The organism is Pseudomonas sp. LBUM1644 (assembly GCF_059716195.1).
Genome location: NZ_CP166812.1, coordinates 1,424,197 through 1,444,416, shown reverse-complemented (window position 1 = coordinate 1,444,416; position 20,220 = coordinate 1,424,197). Strand labels below are relative to the sequence as shown.

General features: G+C 59.8%; 22 protein-coding genes and 1 riboswitch. Of the genes, 13 read left to right on the top strand and 9 right to left on the bottom strand.

Annotated features, from left to right (window positions below):
• Window positions 1-5 precede the first annotated feature (5 nt).
• Both ACA052_RS06610 and rpoE read right to left on the bottom strand, forming a co-directional pair.
• Complete coding sequence (locus ACA052_RS06610) at window positions 6-593, bottom strand: sigma-E factor negative regulatory protein (protein WP_497648928.1); 588 nt, start codon at window positions 591-593, stop codon at window positions 6-8.
• 30 nt (window positions 594-623) lie between these two features.
• Window positions 624-1,205 carry an RNA polymerase sigma factor RpoE/AlgU gene (rpoE, locus tag ACA052_RS06605; protein ID WP_007944079.1) on the bottom strand — a complete coding sequence of 194 codons (582 nt, stop codon included), beginning with the start codon at window positions 1,203-1,205 and terminating at the stop codon, window positions 624-626.
• Window positions 1,206-1,762: 557 nt separating this feature from the next.
• On the opposite strand from rpoE, the gene nadB reads away from it, so the two are divergent.
• Window positions 1,763-3,379 (top strand): L-aspartate oxidase, encoded by a 1,617-nt coding sequence (nadB, locus tag ACA052_RS06600; protein ID WP_497648927.1) that lies wholly within the window; start codon window positions 1,763-1,765, stop codon window positions 3,377-3,379.
• Here nadB and ACA052_RS06595 read toward each other — a convergent pair.
• Together ACA052_RS06595 and ACA052_RS06590 are read right to left on the bottom strand one after the other, a co-directional pair.
• Window positions 3,348-3,800 carry a protein YgfX gene (locus ACA052_RS06595; protein ID WP_497648926.1) on the bottom strand — a complete coding sequence of 151 codons (453 nt, stop codon included), beginning with the start codon at window positions 3,798-3,800 and terminating at the stop codon, window positions 3,348-3,350. The genes nadB and ACA052_RS06595 overlap by 32 nt on opposite strands.
• Window positions 3,784-4,038 carry an FAD assembly factor SdhE gene (locus ACA052_RS06590; protein ID WP_497648925.1) on the bottom strand — a complete coding sequence of 85 codons (255 nt, stop codon included), beginning with the start codon at window positions 4,036-4,038 and terminating at the stop codon, window positions 3,784-3,786. The genes ACA052_RS06595 and ACA052_RS06590 overlap by 17 nt, the downstream gene beginning before the upstream one ends.
• A gap of 149 nt (window positions 4,039-4,187) precedes the next feature.
• On the opposite strand from ACA052_RS06590, the gene ygfZ reads away from it, so the two are divergent.
• Both ygfZ and ACA052_RS06580 read left to right on the top strand, forming a co-directional pair.
• Window positions 4,188-5,129: a CAF17-like 4Fe-4S cluster assembly/insertion protein YgfZ gene (gene ygfZ / locus ACA052_RS06585; RefSeq protein ID WP_497648924.1), complete on the top strand. Its 942-nt coding sequence runs from the start codon at window positions 4,188-4,190 to the stop codon at window positions 5,127-5,129.
• 34 nt (window positions 5,130-5,163) lie between these two features.
• Entirely contained in the window at window positions 5,164-5,985 is an 822-nt protein-coding gene (locus ACA052_RS06580) for an HDOD domain-containing protein (RefSeq protein ID WP_497648923.1), read from the top strand.
• Window positions 5,986-6,097: 112 nt separating this feature from the next.
• Here ACA052_RS06580 and ACA052_RS06575 read toward each other — a convergent pair whose 3' ends face one another.
• Window positions 6,098-7,483, bottom strand: a complete 1,386-nt coding sequence (locus tag ACA052_RS06575; RefSeq protein ID WP_497648922.1) for a sensor histidine kinase — start codon at window positions 7,481-7,483, stop codon at window positions 6,098-6,100.
• Window positions 7,476-8,147, bottom strand: coding sequence for a response regulator (locus ACA052_RS06570; RefSeq protein WP_497648921.1), 672 nt, complete (start codon window positions 8,145-8,147; stop codon window positions 7,476-7,478). The genes ACA052_RS06575 and ACA052_RS06570 overlap by 8 nt, the downstream gene beginning before the upstream one ends.
• A 392-nt stretch (window positions 8,148-8,539) precedes the next feature.
• Between ACA052_RS06570 and ACA052_RS06565 the strand changes: the two genes are divergently transcribed.
• The 4 genes from ACA052_RS06565 to ACA052_RS06550 are packed head-to-tail and all read left to right on the top strand — an operon-like array spanning window position 8,540 to window position 12,584.
• Complete coding sequence (locus tag ACA052_RS06565; protein ID WP_497648920.1) at window positions 8,540-9,517, top strand: Bug family tripartite tricarboxylate transporter substrate binding protein; 978 nt, start codon at window positions 8,540-8,542, stop codon at window positions 9,515-9,517.
• A 59-nt stretch (window positions 9,518-9,576) separates the two neighbouring features.
• Window positions 9,577-10,035 carry a tripartite tricarboxylate transporter TctB family protein gene (locus ACA052_RS06560; RefSeq protein WP_497648919.1) on the top strand — a complete coding sequence of 153 codons (459 nt, stop codon included), beginning with the start codon at window positions 9,577-9,579 and terminating at the stop codon, window positions 10,033-10,035.
• A 1-nt stretch (window position 10,036) separates the two neighbouring features.
• A complete protein-coding gene (locus tag ACA052_RS06555) occupies window positions 10,037-11,551 on the top strand; it encodes a tripartite tricarboxylate transporter permease (RefSeq protein WP_497648918.1) in 1,515 nt (504 codons plus the stop codon).
• The gene (locus tag ACA052_RS06550) at window positions 11,544-12,584 is read left to right on the top strand and encodes an AbrB family transcriptional regulator (RefSeq protein WP_497648917.1); all 1,041 of its coding nucleotides are present in this window, start codon (window positions 11,544-11,546) and stop codon (window positions 12,582-12,584) included. Before ACA052_RS06555 ends, ACA052_RS06550 begins: the two co-directional genes overlap by 8 nt.
• Window positions 12,585-12,609: 25 nt before the next feature.
• On the opposite strand, the gene ung is transcribed toward ACA052_RS06550, so the two are convergent.
• Window positions 12,610-13,302: a uracil-DNA glycosylase gene (gene ung / locus ACA052_RS06545; RefSeq protein WP_497648916.1), complete on the bottom strand. Its 693-nt coding sequence runs from the start codon at window positions 13,300-13,302 to the stop codon at window positions 12,610-12,612.
• A 132-nt stretch (window positions 13,303-13,434) separates the two neighbouring features.
• On the opposite strand from ung, the gene dspII reads away from it, so the two are divergent.
• Window positions 13,435-14,547, top strand: coding sequence for an enoyl-CoA hydratase/isomerase DspII (gene dspII / locus ACA052_RS06540; RefSeq protein WP_497648915.1), 1,113 nt, complete (start codon window positions 13,435-13,437; stop codon window positions 14,545-14,547).
• 51 nt (window positions 14,548-14,598) lie between these two features.
• Here dspII and ACA052_RS06535 read toward each other — a convergent pair whose 3' ends face one another.
• Both ACA052_RS06535 and ACA052_RS06530 read right to left on the bottom strand, forming a co-directional pair.
• Window positions 14,599-15,051: a hypothetical protein gene (locus ACA052_RS06535; protein ID WP_497648914.1), complete on the bottom strand. Its 453-nt coding sequence runs from the start codon at window positions 15,049-15,051 to the stop codon at window positions 14,599-14,601.
• Window positions 15,052-15,218: 167 nt separating this feature from the next.
• On the bottom strand, window positions 15,219-15,485 hold the full coding sequence (locus ACA052_RS06530; protein ID WP_497648913.1) for a hypothetical protein: 267 nt from the start codon (window positions 15,483-15,485) through the stop codon (window positions 15,219-15,221).
• Window positions 15,486-15,759: 274 nt separating this feature from the next.
• Window positions 15,760-15,860: riboswitch (guanidine-I (ykkC/yxkD leader) on the top strand.
• A 61-nt stretch (window positions 15,861-15,921) separates the two neighbouring features.
• Here ACA052_RS06530 and ACA052_RS06525 point away from each other — a divergent pair.
• From ACA052_RS06525 to ACA052_RS06505, 5 genes are read left to right on the top strand one after another with little or no spacing between them, the layout of a single operon-like run.
• Window positions 15,922-16,989 (top strand): putative urea ABC transporter substrate-binding protein, encoded by a 1,068-nt coding sequence (locus ACA052_RS06525; RefSeq protein ID WP_497648912.1) that lies wholly within the window; start codon window positions 15,922-15,924, stop codon window positions 16,987-16,989.
• 15 nt (window positions 16,990-17,004) lie between these two features.
• Complete coding sequence (locus ACA052_RS06520) at window positions 17,005-17,820, top strand: ABC transporter permease (protein WP_201119425.1); 816 nt, start codon at window positions 17,005-17,007, stop codon at window positions 17,818-17,820.
• Complete coding sequence (locus ACA052_RS06515) at window positions 17,817-18,605, top strand: ABC transporter ATP-binding protein (RefSeq protein WP_497648911.1); 789 nt, start codon at window positions 17,817-17,819, stop codon at window positions 18,603-18,605. The genes ACA052_RS06520 and ACA052_RS06515 overlap by 4 nt, the downstream gene beginning before the upstream one ends.
• A gap of 12 nt (window positions 18,606-18,617) precedes the next feature.
• On the top strand, window positions 18,618-19,343 hold the full coding sequence (locus tag ACA052_RS06510) for an urea amidolyase associated protein UAAP1 (RefSeq protein WP_497648910.1): 726 nt from the start codon (window positions 18,618-18,620) through the stop codon (window positions 19,341-19,343).
• 11 nt (window positions 19,344-19,354) lie between these two features.
• Window positions 19,355-20,008, top strand: coding sequence for an urea amidolyase associated protein UAAP2 (locus ACA052_RS06505; RefSeq protein ID WP_497648909.1), 654 nt, complete (start codon window positions 19,355-19,357; stop codon window positions 20,006-20,008).
• The last annotated feature ends 212 nt before the right edge of the window (window positions 20,009-20,220 follow it).

Below are 20,220 nucleotides of genomic sequence, written 5' to 3'. Positions count from 1 at the left end.
CCTCCTTAACGGTTTTCCAGGCTTGCCGCACGAGCGTAAGGCAGAGCGCTCTCAGTACCTTTCAGTGCAGCCTGTTGAGCATGTTGGCGCAAGTAGCTTGGCAGACGCTGATCGTGCCAGCCTGGCTGACCTTGCAATACACCATTGGCCATAGGACCCGTGGCATCCGAACTCTCATTGTAGCCTGCTAATACAGCTGGACCTTTGACTTGAGGAACAGCCAGACCCGGTTGAGTGGATTGCTGAGCCAATTCGACTCCAGCGATCTCGTCCTGGTTGTACAGACGAACACCCGCCAGTACGGCAAGAGTGACCGAAGCAGCAACCGCCAGCCGACCCAGGCTGCGCCATGGACCACGGGAGGCTTTTGACGGAACGGCTTCGTCAGCCAGCGCAGCAGAGACTGCTGCAGCGATGTCCAGACGTGGAAGCAGCAGATCCTTGTGCATCACTGCCCGAGCGATCTGATAACGAGCCCAGGTTTCACGGGTTTCAACATCGTCAAAGGCGTTCAACACCCGACGCAATTCCAATTCGTCCGCTTCGTTATCCATCACTGCGGACAGCGATTCCTGCAGGGCTTCACGACTCATGGCGTTCCTCTCTTGGCTGTCGCCGCTGTCTCAGTTTTCCTGCAACAACGGCTGCAGGGCTTTATCGATGGCTTCCCGAGCGCGGAAAATCCGGGAGCGCACGGTACCCACCGGACACTGCATGACTGCTGCAATGTCCTCGTAACTCAGACCATCGAATTCGCGTAAAGTTAACGCCGTACGCAAATCTTCTGGCAGTTGCTGAATGGTTCGATGGACGGTGCCTTCAATCTCATCCCGCAGCAAAGCGCGTTCTGGCGACTCGAGATCCTTGAGGCCATGATCGCCATCGTAGAACTCTGCATCTTCGGAACTGACATCGCTATCCGGCGGCCGACGGCCGCGTGAAACCAGATAGTTTTTCGCCGTGTTAATGGCGATGCGGTAAAGCCACGTGTAAAACGCGCTGTCTCCGCGAAAATTTCCTAGTGCACGGTATGCCTTGATAAAGGCTTCTTGTGCCACATCCTGGGCTTCATGGGTGTCGTGCACAAAACGCACGATCAACCCGAGAATTTTGTGCTGGTATTTCAGCACTAGCAGATCGAATGCGCGCTTGTCGCCGCGTTGCACGCGCTCGACCAGCTGCTGATCCTCTTCCTGGGTTAGCATGAACACTCCTCGATAAGCTCGGAGGAGGCTTGCATAACTAAACGACCAGACTTGCAAACATAGACTCGGGCTTTTCGCAAAAGTTCTCCCCCTCCAAGCAAGTTTCCTGCGGGCTCTGATTTGGCACGCACGAAAAGCGCAGCTCGGCATGACCCGGCTGCGCGAATAATCTTGTCATCGGATTCGAAGGCAAGGATCAAACCGCAGATCCCGCACTGAAGCCGACACTGTCCTTATTTTCAGGCACCGTCTATTGATCTTGGGCCTTTGGCAAAAGTTCCAAATATTTATAGCCGGGTGGCGCCGACATTGTGCAACCCTGAATGGAAAAATACTGTTAAATCGACGATACAGTCACCTTGTCGCCGAACCGACGAAAAAAGCATCCGACGAAGCGTCAGGTATTTTCAGTCACAGTAGTTTCACAATGCCATATGTGCTCGGCTATTGTGCCGCTCCCCCCCTCTATATACTAGTGCGCTGTGTGGCTGCCTGACGTGCCGAACACGGTGTCTTGCGCCAACCCCGACCCGGGTCGCTTTGAGCGGAATCCTGAAATGAGCCAACAGTTTCAACATGATGTTCTGGTCATTGGCAGCGGCGCTGCCGGTTTAAGTCTTGCGCTGACCTTGCCCGGTCATTTGCGTATCGCCGTACTGAGCAAAGGCGACCTCGCCAATGGCTCGACCTTTTGGGCCCAAGGCGGCGTCGCTGCGGTCCTGGATGACACCGACACCGTTGAATCCCACGTCGACGACACCCTCAACGCTGGCGGCGGCCTGTGTCACGAAGACGCCGTGCGCTTTACCGTCGAGCACAGTAAAGAGGCGATTCAATGGCTGATCGACCAAGGCGTGCCCTTTACGCGCGATGAACAGTCAGGTACCGAAGATGGCGGATTCGAGTTCCACCTGACCCGCGAAGGCGGCCACAGTCATCGGCGCATCATCCATGCTGCCGATGCCACCGGCGCGGCGATTTTCAGAACATTGCTCGCCCAGGCCAAGCAAAGACCCAACATCGAACTGCTGGAACAGCGCGTCGCCGTCGATCTGATCACCGAAAAACGCCTGGGCCTTGAAGGTGATCGCTGCCTCGGTGCGTATGTGCTCAATCGCGGGACCGGGGAAGTCGACACCTACGGCGCCCGCTTTGTGATTCTGGCGTCTGGTGGCGCCGCCAAGGTCTACCTCTATACCAGCAACCCCGACGGCGCTTGCGGTGATGGTATCGCCATGGCCTGGCGTTCGGGATGCCGGGTGGCGAACCTGGAATTCAACCAGTTCCACCCCACCTGCCTGTATCACCCGCAAGCCAAAAGCTTCCTGATCACCGAAGCCCTGCGCGGCGAAGGCGCGCACCTCAAGCTTCCCAATGGCGAGCGCTTCATGCAGCGCTTCGATCCTCGCGCCGAACTGGCACCACGGGACATCGTTGCCCGCGCCATCGACCACGAGATGAAACGCCTGGGTGTCGATTGCGTCTATCTGGACATCAGTCACAAGCCGGAAGCGTTCATCAAGAGCCATTTCCCGACGGTCTATGAGCGTTGCCTCGAGTTTTCCATCGATATCACCAAACAGCCGATCCCGGTGGTTCCGGCAGCGCACTACACCTGCGGCGGCGTGATGGTCGATCAGAACGGTCGCACGGATGTTCCCGGGTTGTACGCCATTGGCGAAACCAGTTTCACCGGCTTGCACGGCGCCAACCGCATGGCCAGCAACTCGTTGCTGGAGTGCTTCGTTTACGCGCGGTCAGCGGCGGCTGACATTCTTGAGCAGCTGCCACAGGTTTCGGCCCCCATCGCCCTGCCGGTGTGGGATGCGAGCCAGGTCACCGATTCCGACGAGGATGTGATCATTGCGCACAACTGGGATGAACTGCGGCGCTTCATGTGGGACTACGTTGGCATCGTGCGCACCAACAAGCGCTTGCAACGCGCGCAGCACCGCGTGCGTCTGCTGCTCGACGAGATCGACGAGTTCTACAGCAACTATAAGGTCAGCCGGGATTTGATCGAGCTGCGCAACCTGGCTCAAGTGGCGGAGCTGATGATTCAGTCAGCCATGGAACGCAAGGAAAGTCGCGGCCTGCATTACACCCTCGACTACCCGAACCTGCTGCCGGTCGCCCTGGATACTATTCTGGTGCCGCCCACCTACGCCGACTGAACTTGAGTCGAACCCGCAGGCGTCGGTGCACATCCGCCGCCTGCGCATCCCGAGGCACACAAACCGCCCTGACCCGCCGTTCGCCCCGCAGGCGAAAGCGCAACACCACGACCAACGGCAGCGCCAGGCTGTCCCGTCGTAGCTGAACCGCCTGCCATCCCGCCGCCTGATTCCACAACTGCCAACCATCAGCATCGCGCCGCAAGCCGCGAAATGCCTGCGGGTGGCTCAGCAGGATCTGTCGCGGCACAACCCGAATGCCATGCGTCACGCACAACGCAACGCCGAGCAGACTGGCCCAGATCGGTAGGGATAGAAGGAACAACGAACCCAACGCGAATAGCTGGGCCAGAAAATACACCGCCAGCAACTGCCGCGAGGCATGCCAGCGGCATTCGAACGAATTACTTGGGCTGGACACGATCCAGGATCATGCGAACCATGCGCTGAAGTTCCGGATCTTCCGATTCGGCGCGTTCCATGAACCAGCCGAACATGTCCTGATCTTCGCACTCGAGCAGTTTGCGGTAGCAATCGCGGTCGACATCATTGAGATGCGGATAGACCTCTTTCACGAACGGCACCAGCAACACGTCAAGCTCAAGCATGCCGCGACGGCTGTGCCAGTAGAGGCGATTCAGTTCAACAGCTTCGACCATGGAGCGCTCCTCAAATAGGCGGCAAGTATACAGCCCCGGACGCGGCCGAACACTCGGCTTTGGTCGGGCAACACCGATCCTTTGTAAACTACCCATTTCGAGAGCGCCCCCTTATGATGTCTCTCAGTCTCTTCACCCTGCGATGACCCATGGCCGATTCTGCTTTTTTCTGCACCCTGTCCCACGAAGGTGTTCTCGCTGTCCGCGGCGCGGATGCGAGCAAATTCCTGCAAGGCCAATTGACCTGCAACCTCAATTACCTGAGCGACACCCAAGCCAGTCTTGGCGCCCGCTGCACGCAGAAAGGCCGGATGCAATCGAGTTTCCGTATCCTTCTGGAAGGCGACGGCGTTCTGTTGGCCATGGCCACCGAACTGCTGGAGCCGCAACTGGCGGACCTTAAAAAGTACGCGGTGTTCTCCAAATCCAAGCTGACCGATGAAAGCGCCCTGTGGGTCCGCTTCGGCGTCGAGCATGGCGATGCCGCACTGAGCAGTCTCGGCCTTGAACTGCCGGCAGCAACCGACAGTGTTGCGCGAAATGATGGTTTGATCGCCATCCGCGTCTCACCGCAACGCGCTGAACTGTGGATCGCGGCCGATCAGGCCGATGTCATCAAGGGCAAGCTGTCCGCTCTGCTGGCCGAAGGCGATCTTAACCAATGGCTGCTGGGCCAGATCCGCGCAGGGATCGGTCAGGTCATGCCAGGCACTCGCGAGCTGTTCATCCCGCAGATGCTCAATCTGCAGGCCGTCGGTGGCGTGAGCTTCAAAAAAGGCTGTTACACCGGTCAGGAAATCGTCGCGCGCATGCAGTACCTGGGCAAGCTCAAGCGCCGCTTATATCGCCTGACACTGGATGCCAGCGACCTACCTGAGCCGGGCACACCGCTGTTTTCCCCGACTCATGGCAGTTCCATCGGCGAAGTGGTGCTGGCCGCCCACGCCGGGCAAAACATTGAACTCCTGGCCGTACTACAGGCCGAAGCAGCCGAAGGGGGTAATCTCCATTTGGGCGCGCTTGAGGGCCCGCCCCTGCACCTGCTCGACCTGCCTTATGAACTGGACCGCGATCGCGAAATCCAGCGTTAACCGCAGCACTTGTTGCAACACCTAGAGAAAAGAAATGAGCGAGCTGGCGGAAAGGGTCCAACAGGATTTGGTTGAGGCCATCGATAACGATGACCTGGTTCTGCCAACGTTACCGGAAGTGGCCCTGCAAATTCGCAAGGCCGCTGAAGACCCGGAAGTCAGTGTCAGCACCCTGGGCAAAGTGATTGGCCGCGATACCGCGTTGACTGCGCGCCTGATAAAAGTGGTGAACAGTCCGCTGCTGCGCGCGACCCAGGAAGTCACTGACCTGCACACGGCGATCACACGCCTGGGCGTGAATTACAGCAGCAACCTGGCCATCGGTCTGGTGATGGAACAGATTTTCAATGCGCGCTCCGAAGTCGTGGAGCAGAAGATGCGCGAGGTCTGGCGCAAAAGCCTGGAAATCGCCGGGGTCAGCTACGCGTTGTGCCGCAAATTCACCCAACTCAAGCCTGATCAGGCCGCCCTGGGTGGACTGGTGCATCAGATCGGCGTGCTGCCGATCCTGACGTACGCCGAAGATCACTATGAGTTACTGTCCGACTCGGTCAGCCTCAACCATGTGATCGACCGCATTCATCCGCTGCTCGGCGACAAATTGCTCAGGGTCTGGGATTTTCCGGAAATGCTGGTGCAGCTGCCAGGTTCGTATCTGGACTTCAAGCGCCAGTCCGCGCAGATCGATTATGTGGACCTGGTTCAGGTGGCCAGCCTGTATTGCCACAAGGACACCGACCATCCCCTTGCCCGTATCGATGCGTTTAATGTTCCAGCGTTTAAGAAGTTGGGGATTGATCCGGAGAACAAAGCGGCGTGCAAGGACCTGGAAGAGTCGCGGTCGATGTTTTATTAAAAGCTTCGCGGGCAAGCCTCGCTCCTACATTTTGTGTCGTACCCCATATCCGATTCGGCGCGCCCTGTAGGAGCGAGGCTTGCCCGCGAAGAGGCCAGAACAAACACCCTTCCTATCCCGCGATAAAACTCACCCGCACCTTCAACCCCGCCTGTTCGCCATCATGCAAGCTGATCTGAGCCAAATGCGCGCGGCATATCTCACCAACAATCGCCAGGCCCAGGCCCGAGCCGGCCACTTGCTGGTTGCGGCGGTAAAAGCGTTCGAACACCCGATCGCGTTCTTCGAGAGGAATCCCCGGGCCATCATCCTCGACTTCCAGCACGGCCGGAGCGGTGACTCGCAGGATCACATTGCCGCCCGGAGGCGTATGGGCCAACGCGTTATCCACCAGATTGCTCAACAGTTCGTTCAACAACGTCGGCTCACCGCGCAGCCACACCGGTTCATCGGCTTCCAGCGCCAGCGCCACACCACGCGCATGGGCCAGTGGTGCCATGGCCATGCCCAATTCCCGCGCCAGCTGACTCAGGTCCAGCAACTGCGCGCCGCCCTCGGCGATGGCCCGTGCACCGTTTTCAACCCGGGCCAGGGACAGCAATTGATTGGCCAGATGGGTCAACCGGTCCGTACCTTGGGCGGCGCTTTCCAGCGTGCCGCGCCAAGTGTCGGGTTCGCTGGAGCGCAGGCCCAGCTCAAGTCGCGCCTTGAGCGCGGCCAGCGGGGTACGCAGTTCGTGGGCGGCATCGGCAATGAATTGCGCCTGGCGTTCGAACTGCTCGCGCAGCCGTTCGGTAAAGTGATTGAGTGCACGCACCAGCGGCCACAGCTCCCGCTGCACCTCCACCAATGGCAGCGGCCGCAAGTCGTCGGACTGGCGTTCTTCCACCGCAGTCCGCAAGCGCTCCAGCGGACGCAACGCTGCACTGACCGCAAACCACACCATCAATAGTGCACCAACCGCCAACATCCCCAGACGCAACAAGGTGTCCGCCGCCAGGCTGCGGGCCATGCTGACCCGCGCCTCATCGGTTTCCGCCACGCGGATTTCCGCCATGCCGTTCATGTTCGGCTCGCTCACGGGCTTGAGCAGGCTGACCACGCGCACGTTCTGCCCCTGATATTGGGCGTTATAGAAACGCGCCAGCGCCGGGTAGTCATCGGTGCGCGGCGTCCCGGGTGGTGGTGGCGGAAGGTTTTCGTAACCGGAGATCAACTTCTGGTTGATGTCGTTGACCAGGTAAAAAATCCGCCCGGCGCTGTCGTAGGCGAAGGTGTCGAGGGCCACGTACGGCACGTCGGCGCTGAGGCTGCCATCGCGCTGGGACACGCCGGCGGCGATGGTTCGCGCCGAGGCCAGCAAGGTCCGGTCATAGGCGGTATCGGCGGCTTCGCGCCCATTCCAGTAGGCGCTCAATCCACTGGCCAGCATTAACACCACCAGCAACAGCGCCAGGTTCCACAACAACCGCCAGCGCAGGCTGCTGGGCTTATGCATCGCGGCTTTCCAACAGGTAGCCGAGGCCGCGGAAGGTCACGATGGCGACCGGTTGGCCATCAAGTTTTTTGCGCAAACGGTGGACATAGATTTCGATCGCGTCCGGGCTGGCTTCTTCGTCCAGGCCAAACACTTGGGAAGCCAGTTGCTCCTTGCTCATCACCCGACCGGGACGAGCAATCAACGCTTCGAGCACCGCCTGCTCGCGGGAGGTCAGGGTCAGCAATTCTTCGCCGAGGGTGAAGCGCCGAGTGTCCAGGTCGTAAGCCAGCACGCCACAGGTCTGCTGGCGTTCGCCGCCGAGCACGCTGCGGCGCAGCAAGGCTTTGACCCGGGCCTCGAGTTCGGTCAATTCGAACGGTTTGGCCAGGTAGTCGTCGGCACCGAGGTTCAGCCCATGGACCCGGTCCTTGACGTCGCTGCGTGCGGTCAGCATCAGCACCGGCAGGTTCTTGCCCCGCGCCCGCAAACGGGCGAGCACCTCAAAACCATCCATGCGTGGCAGACCGACGTCGAGAATCGCCATGGCGTATTCCTCGCTGCTCAAGGCCAGGTCGGCGGCCACTCCGTCGTGCAGCACATCCACGGTCAGTCCGGTGCTTTTGAGGGCCTGGGCGACACTGTCGGCGAGCTGCAGATGGTCTTCGACGAGCAGGACACGCATGGCTTTTTACCTCGTTCAGGGATGGTCGACGCCATTCTTTGGCGCGGAGTTTACAGCCGCACCGGCCGCTGTGAAGCCCGAAAACCGTGAAAGTCCGCTGAAAGGTTAGTGAAAGGTTGGACCGTTAGAGTCAGCCCACGGATGGTCTCGTCTGCCGACCATCACATCGTGCTTTGAAATGTAGCTCCCGAAAAACGCCTTGAAGCGTTTTCGCCAATAAGAACAATAATCGAGGTACTGCACCATGCTGTCCATACAGCTTCAGGCTTATCCGCCCCACCCCTTTCATCAGTCCCCCTCGTTGACGCTGGTCAACGCCGTTGCCGGCTGCACAGCGCGAAATCGTCGCACCTGAAACATTCCCAAAAACAAAAACTCCCGTGGAGACACTCATGAATCGATCACTGCGCCGTTTCGCCCTCGCCGCCAGCTGTGTGCTGTTTGCCGGCCAACTGATGGCCGAGCCCAAGCGCCCGGAATGCATCGCGCCGGCCTCGCCGGGTGGCGGTTTCGACCTGACCTGCAAACTGGCGCAAAGTGCGCTGGTCAATGAGAAACTGCTGACCAAACCGATGCGCGTAACCTACATGCCCGGCGGTGTCGGTGCGGTGGCGTACAACGCGGTGGTTGCACAGCGTCCGGCCGACGCGGGCACGCTGGTGGCGTGGTCCAGTGGCTCGCTGCTGAACCTGGCCCAAGGCAAGTTCGGGCGTTTCGATGAAACCAACGTACGCTGGCTCGCCGCCGTTGGCACCAGTTACGGGGCCATCGCCGTGAAAAGCGACTCGCCTTACAAGAACCTCGACGACCTGGTTCAAGCGTTGAAGAAAGATCCGAGCAAGGTGGTGATCGGTTCCGGCGGCACCGTCGGCAGCCAGGACTGGATGCAAACCGCGTTGATCGCCAAGGCTGCCGGGATCAACCCGCGTGACTTGCGCTACGTCGCCCTCGAAGGCGGCGGCGAAATCGCCACCGCCCTGCTCGGCGGCCATATCCAGGTCGGCAGCACCGACATTTCCGACTCCATGCCACACATCCAGAGCGGCGACATGCGTCTGCTGGCGGTGTTCTCCGAGAAGCGTCTGGACGAGCCGGAAATGAAAGACATTCCAACCGCCAAAGAGCAAGGCTACGACATTGTCTGGCCGGTGGTTCGTGGCTTCTACCTGGGGCCAAAGGTCAGCGATGAAGACTACGCCTGGTGGAAAGACGCGTTCGACAAACTGTTGGCTTCCGAAGACTTCGCCAAGCTGCGCGATCAGCGTGAGCTGTTTCCGTTCGCGATGACCGGCCCAGAGCTGGACATCTACGTGAAGAAGCAGGTTGCGGACTACAAAGTGCTGGCCAAAGAGTTCGGCCTGATTCAGTGATCGCCTTTGTCTAGCGGCGGTGGCTCCCGATGCGCGGGGCCGTGGCCCAGGAGTTTTCCATGCTCTTACAACGCATTTTCGCTTCGGTGCTGTTGCTGGCCTGTCTCAGCCTGATGCTGATGGCCTGGCCCTACCAGGCAGCTTTTTCCTACGAACCCATCGGACCGCGAGCCTTCCCTCTGTTGATGCTGTGCCTGATGGGCCTGGGACTGGTTTACATGGTGTATCGTCCCTCGCCGATTAAACACACCGAAGAAGATCCACCGATGGATCGCGAAACCCTGACCAAGATTGGCCTTTGCGTCGTGTTGCTGCTGATCTTCGCCGGGCTGTTCGAACCGCTGGGCTTCATCCTCAGCAGCATGCTGATCGGTATTCCAATGGCGCGCTTGTACGGCGGACGCTGGTTGCCGAGCGCGGTGATTATCAGCTTGATGAGTATCGGGCTGTACCTGCTGTTCGACAAAGTCATGGACGTGCCACTGCCTCTGGGCCTGCTCGACGTTCTGGAGAACTGATATGGATACGCTTGGTTATTTGAGTCACGGCTTCGGCGTTGCCCTCACCCCTTACAACCTGGTCACGGCACTGTGCGGCACGCTGATCGGCACCGTCGTCGGCCTGCTTCCAGGTCTGGGTCCGATCAACGGTGTGGCGTTGCTGATTCCGATCGCTTTCGCCCTTGGCCTGCCACCGGAGTCGGCGTTGATTCTGCTGGCGGCGGTTTATCTGGGTTGCGAATACGGCGGCCGGATCAGTTCGATTCTGTTGAACATTCCGGGCGAAGCCTCCACCGTGATGACCACCCTTGACGGCTACCCGATGGCTCGTCAAGGAATGGCCGGCGTTGCGCTGTCGCTGTCGGCATGGAGTTCGTTTATCGGCGCCTTCATTGCAACCTGCGGGATGGTGGTGTTCGCACCGATTCTGGCGAAATGGGCGATTGCCTTCGGTCCGGCGGAATATTTCGTACTGATGGTGTTCGCGATTGTCTGCCTCGGCGGCATGGCCGGTGATCGACCGCTGAAGACCTTTATTGCAGCACTGATCGGGCTGTTCCTGTCGACCGTAGGCATTGACGCCAACAGCGGCGTCTACCGCTTTACCGGGGACAACATCCACCTCACCGACGGCATTCAGTTCGTGGTGTTGGTGCTGGGCCTGTTCTCCATCAGCGAAATTCTGTTGCTGCTGGAAAAAACCCACCGTGGCCAGGAAGCGTTCAAAGCCACCGGTCGCATGATGTTCAACTTCAAGGAAGCCGCCTCGGTGTTCTGGGTGAACATGCGTTGCGGGGTGCTCGGTTTCATCATGGGCGTCTTGCCGGGTGCCGGTGCGACACTCGCCAGCGCCGTGGCCTACATGACAGAGAAACGTATCGCCGGGCCAAGCGGAAAATTCGGACAAGGCGACAAGCGTGGTCTGGCCGCCCCGGAAACTGCCATCGGTGCCGAAGCCTGCGGCGCGCTGGTGCCGATGTTGACGCTCGGCGTTCCCGGTTCCGGGACGACGGCGGTCATGATTGGCGCGTTGTCGCTGTACAACATCACCCCGGGCCCGCTGCTTTTTCAACAGCAACCGGACATTGTCTGGGGCCTGATCGCTTCGTTGTTCATTGCCAACATCATGCTGGTGATCCTCAACATTCCGATGATCCGTATCTTTACCCGCATCCTCGCCGTACCGAACTGGGCGCTGGTGCCGATGATCGCAATCATCACCGCCATTGGCGTCTTCGCGGTGCATGCCACCACCTTCGACCTGTTCCTGATGATCGGTATCGGGATCTTCGGCTACATCCTGCGCAAGCTGGACTTCCCGTTGTCGCCGGTTCTGCTGGGCTTCATCCTCGGCGGTTTGATGGAGCAAAACCTGCGCCGGGCCTTGTCGATCTCCAATGGCTCGCTGGAGATTCTCTGGTCTAGCGGGATTACTGTCGGTGTCTGGGCATTGATCGCGGTAATGCTATTGGTGCCGATTGTGCGGATCTGGCGTAAACGTTCGATCTCGCGGCGCGTAATCGCCGATGTCTGAGCGAACACCCTTCGACGCCTGGTGGGGTACGCCGCTGGTCGGCGCACTGGGCGGTTACCTCGCCAGTCAGATTGGCTGGCCACTGCCGTGGATGGTCGGCTCGTTGCTGGCGATCATCCTGGTGCGCTGCCTGACACCCTGGCAATTGGCGGAAATCCCTGGCGGCCGCAAGTGCGGCCAGTGGATCGTCGGGATCGGTATCGGCCTGCACTTCACCCCACTGGTGATGGAGCAGGTGCTGAGTCACTTTGGCCTGATTTTCTTCGGTGCATTGGTCACCAGCTTGTCCGCCGTGGTCGGGGTGTGGCTGATGCGGCGTACGGGTGAGGATCGCGCCACCGCATTCTTTTCCAGCATGCCTGGAGGTTCCGGGGAGATGGTCAACCTCGGTGCGCGCAATGGCGCGGTGCTCAGTCGCGTCGCAGCGGGGCAAAGTCTTCGGGTGTTAGTGGTGGTGCTGTGTGTGCCGGCGGCGTTCAAGTACTTGTTGGGTAATGGCGCGCCGGTTTTTCATCCGAGCGTCGTCAACTGGTGGTGGCTGGCCCTTCTATTTCCCGCTGGCGCTTTAGCGGCCTGGATCTGGGAACGCCTGCGTCAACCCAATCCGTGGCTGTTCGGGCCGTTGCTGGTGAGTGCAGCGGTGAGCATTGGTTGGGATCTGCATATCGGTTTGCCCAATGGTGGCAGCCAGATTGGGCAATGGCTGATTGGCAGCGGGTTGGGTTGTCACTTCAATCGGCAGTTTTTCCGGCGCGCGCCATCGTTCATGGGGCGGACGTTGATCGGCACCGTGTTGACCATGCTGATCGCCACGGCGGCAGCGCTGGGTTTGAGTGCGTTGACCCATCTGGATCTGCGTTCATTGACGTTGGGCATGATGCCCGGCGGGATTGCGGAGATGAGCCTGACCGCGGAGACCCTGCAATTGTCGGTGCCGCTGGTGACGGCGATGCAGGTGATGCGGTTGTTGTTTGTGTTGTTTCTGGCGGAGCCGTTGTTCAAGTATTGGAATCGGGTGCCGGATTCTGTCTGATAGACCGAGGTGCCCGCGAAGCTTTTTAGACTGGCGGCAACCGCCACACGATCGGCGTCTCGCCATTCTGCTCCAGAAACTTGTTGGTCCGGCTGAAGTGCCCGCAACCGAGGAAGCCGCGATAGGCCGATAGCGGTGACGGGTGCACCGAGGTCAGAACCAGGTGCTTGGTGGCATCAATCAGTTTCTGTTTGCTCTGCGCATGAGCGCCCCACAGCATAAACACCAGATGTGGCTGCTGCTGGCTGACCACTTCAATAATCCGATCGGTGAAAAACTGCCAGCCCTTGTCCTTGTGCGCATTGGCATTGGCGCGCTCGACCGTCATGGTGGTGTTGATCATCAGCACGCCTTGATCGGCCCAGCTTTGCAGGCAGCCATGGCTCGGGATGTCGATGTTCAGGTCACGTTTCAGCTCTTTATAGATGTTCACCAGCGACGGCGGCGCCGGCACGCCCGGCTGCACCGAGAAGCACAAGCCGTGCGCCTGGCCCGGGCCGTGATAAGGGTCCTGACCGAGGATAACGACCTTGACCTTGTCCAGCGGCGTCGAATTGAGCGCGTTGAAAATCATCGGGCCCGGTGGATAGATCTCCTTGCCCGCAGCGCGCTCCTGTTGCAGGAAATTGCGCAACTCTGCCATATAAGGCTGGTCGAATTCGGCACGCAGTGCCTCCTTCCAGCTCGGTTCGAGTTTGATACGGTCGTCAGTAGTCATGGTTACATCCGGCAAAAACAATGGGACGAACCCTAAGAAGGCGCATCACGCTTGTCAATTGATCTGACGCAGATCCGGCACTTTCCTACATAGCGATCATACTTAACCCTCAAATTCCCGATCGAGGTCACGATGAATCTGCACTTCGAAGAACTCACTGGCACCGACGGCGCCCGAATCGGTGTTGCCAGCCTGGATGCTGAAAAATCCCTCAATGCGCTGTCCTTGCCGATGATCAACGCCCTGCGCGACCAACTGGACGCCTGGGCCAAGGAACCGCAAATCGTCTGCGTCTTATTGCGCGGCAACGGTACCAAGGCCTTTTGCGCCGGTGGTGAAGTGCGCAGTCTGGTAGAAGCGTGTCGCGTGCATCCCGGAGAGGTTCCGCCCTTGGCCGCGCAGTTTTTTGCGGCGGAATACCGCCTGGACTTCAATCTGCACACGTACCCAAAACCGCTGATCTGCTGGGGGCATGGTTACGTGCTGGGCGGTGGCATGGGCCTGCTGCAAGGCGCGAGCATCCGCATTGTCACGCCGAGCAGCCGCTTGGCGATGCCCGAGATCAGTATCGGCCTGTACCCGGATGTTGGCGCCAGTTGGTTCTTGTCGCGGTTGCCCGGCAAACTCGGCTTGTTTCTCGGCCTGACGGGCGCGCATATGAACGGTCGCGATGCGATCGACTTGGACCTGGCCGACCGTTTCCTCCTCGATGAACAACAAGAAGAGTTGATCGAAGGCTTGCTGCAGCTGAACTGGCAAGAACAGACATCGATGCAACTCAACAGTCTGCTCAAGGCCTTGCAGCAGGAAGCCGACGCACAAATGCCCGAAGCCCAATGGTTGCCGCGCCGCCAGCAGGTCGACGAATTGCTGGATGTCAGCGATGTGCGCTGCGCCTGGAAGGCTATCAGCCATCTGCGCGACAGCACGGATATGCTATTCAGCCGAGCCGCAAAGACCATGAGCGAAGGCTCGCCGCTAACCGCTCATCTGGTCTGGGAGCAGATCGTCCGCGCTCGGCACATGTCGTTGGCTCAGGTCTTCCAGATGGAATACACCATTAGCCTCAACTGCTGCCGGCATCCGGAGTTCAGCGAAGGTGTACGGGCACGGTTGATTGACAAGGATCAGAAACCGCACTGGCATTGGCCGGACATCCAAAAAGTGCCGGATGCGGTGGTGGAGGCGCATTTCCATAAGGTCTGGGAAGGCAGGCATCCCTTGGCAGATTTGTCGGAATATTGAACAAAAACTGTAGGAGCGAGCTTGCTCGCTCCTTGTATTGGTTATTGGTTTTTAGCGGTGCCCACCCCGGCCATCGTGATCACCATGACCGTTATGGTCGCCGCGTCCGCCATGATTATTATTGCGTCCGCCACCGCGGTCGTCATTGTTCCAGTTGCCGCGATTACGGCCGTCCGAACCGTGATTCTGATAGGCCCGGTAGTCAGCTCGCGGGGCCGACTGATAATAGCGCGGTGACGATTGGTAGATCCGCGGCTGCGAGTAATAGCGCGGGGTTGGCTGGTAATACCGCGCTGGCGGTGAGTAATAGCGCGGCGGTGGCGAGTAATAGCTGCCACCTGAATAGTAGGATCCACTACCAGCGTAATAGGCTGGCGCTGGCGAGGTGTAGACCTCGGAACTGTAGTAGCCGGCTCCTCCATCGGAATAGGGCACGCACGCACCAACAGACAATCCCAATACAGCAATCAGAAGCATTCGGCGGAGCTGTTTTCGAGAGAGCATGGCGGCCTCCTGGACCGCGAGTGAGCCACACCAGCGACGCTGGCGGGCGACAGTCAATTATTCGGTGACTGTCGAAAGATCAGACATCGAATTCGAAATCTGGTGCGGCTTTGCAACACGTTGAAACATCTGGCCGATGAAAGGTTTTTCATCCATTCACGCACTGATTAATGGTGGCCACCGTGATATCCGCCGCCGTGATACCCACCGCGATAATAGCCTCGTCCGCCGTAGTAATAGCCGTGATAACCACCGTAATAACGTGGGCCGTAATAGCCACCGTAATAACCGTAGTAAAAAGGCGAGTAGTAATTAGGGTAGTAGTAGCCGGGGTAGTAATAAGGTGCCGCATAGACATCGGCTGGACCGTCGTAATAGTAACAACCGGTCAACCCCAAACCGAGCAAAGCACCCAGCAGCAATCGACGCAACATGACGGCCTCCGCAAAGACCTTTGACAGCAGTCGGCACAGACCGGCTGACATTTGTTTTGACTCAAAATCCTCTGCCAAGTGCGATGCAGCGCAAACCTTCAGATCAGTGGCTCCATTGCAGTGCGCCACCGCACCATCACAATGCACCACATCCTTCACCTCAGCACGCGACCACCGCGCAATCCCCACGCCAGAGCGCTCAAGCCGACTTGGCACGGCTCTCGCTTTAACAAACCCGTGCAGGAGTCACCACAGGTTCGCGGCACCACAATTTGCAATGGCCGACTAGGGTTCCGGCTCGCTTGAGCGAGTGGCTGGTCCGAGAGTTGGCGACCTCCAGTTGAGGTTACACGGCGGGACAAAAGCCCGGGAGACAAGCCACCGTTCGCGGTGCCGCGTTGACTCCTGCCCGCCCTAGATCAACTGGAGAACCATCATGTCCCAGCTTCGTTTACCCGCCCTGCTCGTCGCTGCGTTCGCAGCCTTCGTGAGCTTCTCGTCTCAAGCCGCACAGAAAGACCACTTCAGCGTCTGCTGGACCATCTACGCCGGTTGGATGCCGTGGGAATATGCGGGCAGCCAAGGCATCGTCGATAAATGGGCAAAGAAGTACGGCATCAAGATTGATGTGGTGCAGCTCAACGATTACGTCGAATCCATCAACCAGTACACCGCCGGCCAGTTCGACGGTTGCACCATGACCAACATGGACGCGCTGACCATTCCGGCAGCTGGCGGCGTCGACAGCACCGCACTGATCGTCAGCGATTTCTCCAACGGCAACGACGGCATCGTGCTCAAGGGTGACGCCAAGAAAGTCAGCGACCTCAAGGGCATGGACGTCAATCTGGTCGAGCTCTCGGTTTCCCACTACTTGTTGGCTCGCGCACTGGATTCGGTGGACCTCAGCGAGAAAGACCTGAAAGTGGTCAACACCTCCGACGCCGATATCTCCGCTGCCTTCAACACCGAGCAAGTCAATGCCGTCACCACCTGGAACCCGATGCTGTCCGACATCAAGGCCAAACCCGGTGTGACCGAAGTCTTCAACTCCAGCCAGATCCCCGGCGAAATCATGGACATGATGGTGGTCAACAGTGCCACTCTCAAAGACAACCCGGCCCTGGGTAAAGCCCTGACCGGTGCCTGGTTCGAAGTGGTCGAGTTGATGAACGCGAAAAACGCCGCCAGCAAAGTCGCGCTCGAACACATGGCCAAAGCTTCGGGCACTGACCTGGCGGGTTTCCAGGCGCAACTGGACACCACCAAATTGTTCGCCACGCCCAACGAAGCCCTGGCGTTCTCTACCAGCAAACAACTGCCGGACACCATGCGCAAGGTCGCGGAGTTTTCCTTCCAGCACGGCTTGCTGGGTGAAGGCGCCAAGGACACCAGCGCGGTCGGCATGGCCTTCGCCAACGGCGTGACCAGCGGCGACAAGACCAACCTCAAGCTGCGTTTCGATCCGACCTACGTGCAGATGGCCGCCGACGCCAAGCTGTAACAAGAGGAATTGGCCATGCGCCTGATCAATCGCCATCCGGATCGCCCGAGTCGCCTGCTGTTGGTGATCCTGCCGTTCGCCCTGGTGCTGTTTGCCTACTTCATGGGCTCGGCCGAGCGGCTGACGGACAACCCCAACGACAAGCTGTTGCCGAGCGCCGTGCAAATGACCGACGCGGTCAAACGCCTGGCCTTCGTTGCCGACACCCGCACCGGTGAATATGTGCTGTGGCAAGACACCGCGTCCAGCCTGCGTCGGTTGGCCATCGGCCTCGGTATCAGCGCGTTGGCCGGGCTGTGCCTGGGCATTGCCGCCGGCACCCTGCCGCTGTTCGGCGCGCCGTTGTCACCGTTGCTGACGGTGCTGTCGATGGTGCCACCGCTGGCGATCCTGCCGATTCTGTTCATCGTGTTCGGGCTGGGGGAGTTGTCGAAAGTGATGCTGATCGTGATCGGCATCACCCCGTGCCTGGCACGGGATCTGGAACAGCGTGCCCGGGAGATTCCGGTCGAACTGCTGATCAAGGCCCAGACCCTCGGCGCCTCGACCTGGACCCTGATGCTGCGCGTGGTGTTGCCGCAATTGCTGCCGCGTCTGTTGATCTCGCTGCGGCTGATGCTGGGCTCGGCGTGGTTGTTCCTGATCGCCGCCGAAGCCATCGCCTCCACGGACGGCCTCGGCTACCGGATCTTCCTGGTGCGCCGCTACCTGGCGATGGACGTGATTTTGCCCTACGTGGTGTGGATCACCCTGCTCGCCTGGCTGATGGATTGGGGCCTCAAGCGCCTGACCCAACGTGCGTTCCCTTGGTATGAAGGAGCCCGCGCATGAGCTTCATCACGGTGAAAAACGTCTGGCAGCAATACGCCGATCAGGTGGTGCTCGAAGGGCTGAACCTGAACGTCAACGAGGGTGAATTCTGCACACTCGTCGGCGCCTCGGGTTGCGGCAAATCGACCTTCCTGCGGTTGTTGCTCGGCCAGGAACGCGCCAGTCGCGGCGAGATTCTGCTGGACGGCCAGGCCCTGGCCGGTGAGCCGGACTCAAGCCGTGGCGTGGTGTTCCAGCGCTACTCGGTGTTCCCGCACCTGACGGTTCTGGATAACGTCGCCCTCGGCCTCGAACTGCCGCGCTCGCCGTTACTCGGTCGCTTGTTCGGCAGCGCTAAAAGAGACGCCCGCGAACAAGCCTCGGTGCTGCTGCATAAAGTCGGCCTCGGCCACTCGCTGGACAAGTACCCGGCGCAGCTGTCCGGGGGCATGCAACAACGGCTGGCCATCGCCCAGGCGCTGATCATGAAACCCCGGGTGTTGCTGCTCGACGAACCGTTCGGCGCCCTTGATCCGGGCATCCGCAAAGACATGCATCACCTGCTGCTGGAGCTGTGGCGCGAGACGCAACTGACGGTGTTCATGGTCACCCACGACCTGTCCGAAGGTTTCAGCCTCGGCACCCGGCTGCTGGTGTTCGACAAGGTCCGCGTCGACCCGCACGCCCCCGGCGCCTATGGCGCCCGCATCACCTACGACATCCCTTTGAACAGCGACCGCCGCGTCCAGCGCGCCGCCGTCGACGCCCTGCCGGCTCCCGTGGCAGGCACGCTTCGTATCGCTTAGAGGAGTTTGAAAATGACTGACTCGACTCAACTGTTCCCACCGTTCGCCGAAGAAATGCTCCCAGGCGGCGGCCATCGCTCTTTCGTTTTGAAGCGCGGCCAACTGTTGCGCCTGACCGACCTGCGCGGCGGTGCCAACGTCAGCCTGACGCTGCTCAACGCTAACGAAAAAACCGAACGCCTGAACCTGCCCGACAGCCTCAAATGCCAACACACCGCCAAACTCACCACCGGCCATTGCCTGTACTCGGACATGGGCCGCGTGCTGGCGGCCATCACCGCCGACACCTGTGGCTGGAGCGACAGCCTCGGCGGCGTGCTCTGCGCTGAAGAAGTCGCGGAAAAATACGGCGCCGGACGCTACCAGGAACTGCGCAACGGCTTCTTCCGCAACGGCACCGACAACCTGTTGGTGGAGCTCGGCAAGTGGGGGCTGGGCCTGTCGGATTTGCTGATGACGCTCAACTTGTTCAGCCGCGTGAACGTCGATGAAGCCGGGCGTTTCCACTTCGTCGAGGGCAACTCCAAGGCTGGCGACTACATCGAGTTGTACGCGCCGATGGACACGCTGGTGGTGCTGACCGCGCTGCAACACCCGATGGATCCATCGCCGGAATTCGCCCCGAAACCGCTGAAACTCAGCTGGATGAACGCCGACGCCAGCGTCGCCGAACACTGCCGCACCTCGCGCCCGGAAAACGAGCGCGGCTTCATCAATACCGACCGTCTGTTCGCCTGAGGATCGCTGCCATGTCACTAGCAATCGCTACCGCTGCCGTTACCACCAGCAGGCAGCCCGAAACCGCGGTCTACCGCGCGACCATCCCGGCCGGTGAACCGTGGCTGATGGAGGTCAAGGCGGGCCAGACCCTGCGCATCCTCGATCTGGAAGGCAACCAGGCAGTCGATACCTTGTTCTACAGCGTCGCCAACCCGAAGGAACGCTACGACGTGCAGCGCACCTTGCGCCGGCAGAACAGCGTCTACCTGGGTACCGGCAGCGTGCTCTATTCCAACCTCGGCAAACCGATGCTGACCATCGTCGCCGATACCTGTGGGCGGCACGACACTCTCGGCGGCGCCTGTGCGCAGGAGAGCAACACCGTGCGTTACGCGCTGGAAAAACGCTACATGCACAGCTGCCGCGACAACTATCTGCGCGCCTGCGTCCACGATGGGCGACTGGGCAAGGGCGACATCGGGCCGAACATCAACTTCTTCATGAACGTGCCGGTCACGGCCGATGGCGGGTTGACCTTTGAAGACGGGATTTCGGCACCGGGCAAATACGTCGACCTGCGGGCCGAGATGGACGTGATCGTGCTGATCTCCAACTGCCCGCAACTGAACAACCCGTGCAATGCCTACAACCCGACCCCTGCGGAGTTATTGGTATGGGACTGAAACTGGCGCGGTTGCGTAAATGGTTGTTCACCCTGTGCCAGGCCCGTTCCGGCCAGTGCATTAAATAACCGAACCCTGTAGGAGATGCCGAAGGCTGCGATCTTTTGATCTTGATCTTAAGGGGGTCAATGAAGATCAAGATCAGGATCACAAGATCGCAGCCTTGGGCAGCTCCTACAGGGGGTGTCAATTTCAGTCATCCGGGACGGCCC

What these genes read in the sequence shown, in the direction of transcription:
- ACA052_RS06570 (WP_497648921.1), bottom strand. Translation starts at nt 8,147, where the DNA reads ATGCGTGTCCTGCTCGTCGAAGACCATCTGCAGCTCGCCGACAGTGTC.
- ygfZ (WP_497648924.1), top strand. Translation starts at nt 4,188, where the DNA reads ATGGCCGATTCTGCTTTTTTCTGCACCCTGTCCCACGAAGGTGTTCTC.
- ACA052_RS06505 (WP_497648909.1), top strand. Translation starts at nt 19,355, where the DNA reads ATGTCACTAGCAATCGCTACCGCTGCCGTTACCACCAGCAGGCAGCCC.
- ACA052_RS06535 (WP_497648914.1), bottom strand. Translation starts at nt 15,051, where the DNA reads ATGCTCTCTCGAAAACAGCTCCGCCGAATGCTTCTGATTGCTGTATTG.
- ACA052_RS06580 (WP_497648923.1), top strand. Translation starts at nt 5,164, where the DNA reads ATGAGCGAGCTGGCGGAAAGGGTCCAACAGGATTTGGTTGAGGCCATC.
- ACA052_RS06550 (WP_497648917.1), top strand. Translation starts at nt 11,544, where the DNA reads ATGTCTGAGCGAACACCCTTCGACGCCTGGTGGGGTACGCCGCTGGTC.
- nadB (WP_497648927.1), top strand. Translation starts at nt 1,763, where the DNA reads ATGAGCCAACAGTTTCAACATGATGTTCTGGTCATTGGCAGCGGCGCT.
- ACA052_RS06510 (WP_497648910.1), top strand. Translation starts at nt 18,618, where the DNA reads ATGACTGACTCGACTCAACTGTTCCCACCGTTCGCCGAAGAAATGCTC.
- ACA052_RS06515 (WP_497648911.1), top strand. Translation starts at nt 17,817, where the DNA reads ATGAGCTTCATCACGGTGAAAAACGTCTGGCAGCAATACGCCGATCAG.
- ACA052_RS06560 (WP_497648919.1), top strand. Translation starts at nt 9,577, where the DNA reads ATGCTCTTACAACGCATTTTCGCTTCGGTGCTGTTGCTGGCCTGTCTC.
- ACA052_RS06565 (WP_497648920.1), top strand. Translation starts at nt 8,540, where the DNA reads ATGAATCGATCACTGCGCCGTTTCGCCCTCGCCGCCAGCTGTGTGCTG.
- ACA052_RS06520 (WP_201119425.1), top strand. Translation starts at nt 17,005, where the DNA reads ATGCGCCTGATCAATCGCCATCCGGATCGCCCGAGTCGCCTGCTGTTG.
- ACA052_RS06590 (WP_497648925.1), bottom strand. Translation starts at nt 4,038, where the DNA reads ATGGTCGAAGCTGTTGAACTGAATCGCCTCTACTGGCACAGCCGTCGC.
- rpoE (WP_007944079.1), bottom strand. Translation starts at nt 1,205, where the DNA reads ATGCTAACCCAGGAAGAGGATCAGCAGCTGGTCGAGCGCGTGCAACGC.
- ACA052_RS06525 (WP_497648912.1), top strand. Translation starts at nt 15,922, where the DNA reads ATGTCCCAGCTTCGTTTACCCGCCCTGCTCGTCGCTGCGTTCGCAGCC.
- ung (WP_497648916.1), bottom strand. Translation starts at nt 13,302, where the DNA reads ATGACTACTGACGACCGTATCAAACTCGAACCGAGCTGGAAGGAGGCA.
- ACA052_RS06575 (WP_497648922.1), bottom strand. Translation starts at nt 7,483, where the DNA reads ATGCATAAGCCCAGCAGCCTGCGCTGGCGGTTGTTGTGGAACCTGGCG.
- ACA052_RS06530 (WP_497648913.1), bottom strand. Translation starts at nt 15,485, where the DNA reads ATGTTGCGTCGATTGCTGCTGGGTGCTTTGCTCGGTTTGGGGTTGACC.
- dspII (WP_497648915.1), top strand. Translation starts at nt 13,435, where the DNA reads ATGAATCTGCACTTCGAAGAACTCACTGGCACCGACGGCGCCCGAATC.
- ACA052_RS06555 (WP_497648918.1), top strand. Translation starts at nt 10,037, where the DNA reads ATGGATACGCTTGGTTATTTGAGTCACGGCTTCGGCGTTGCCCTCACC.
- ACA052_RS06610 (WP_497648928.1), bottom strand. Translation starts at nt 593, where the DNA reads ATGAGTCGTGAAGCCCTGCAGGAATCGCTGTCCGCAGTGATGGATAAC.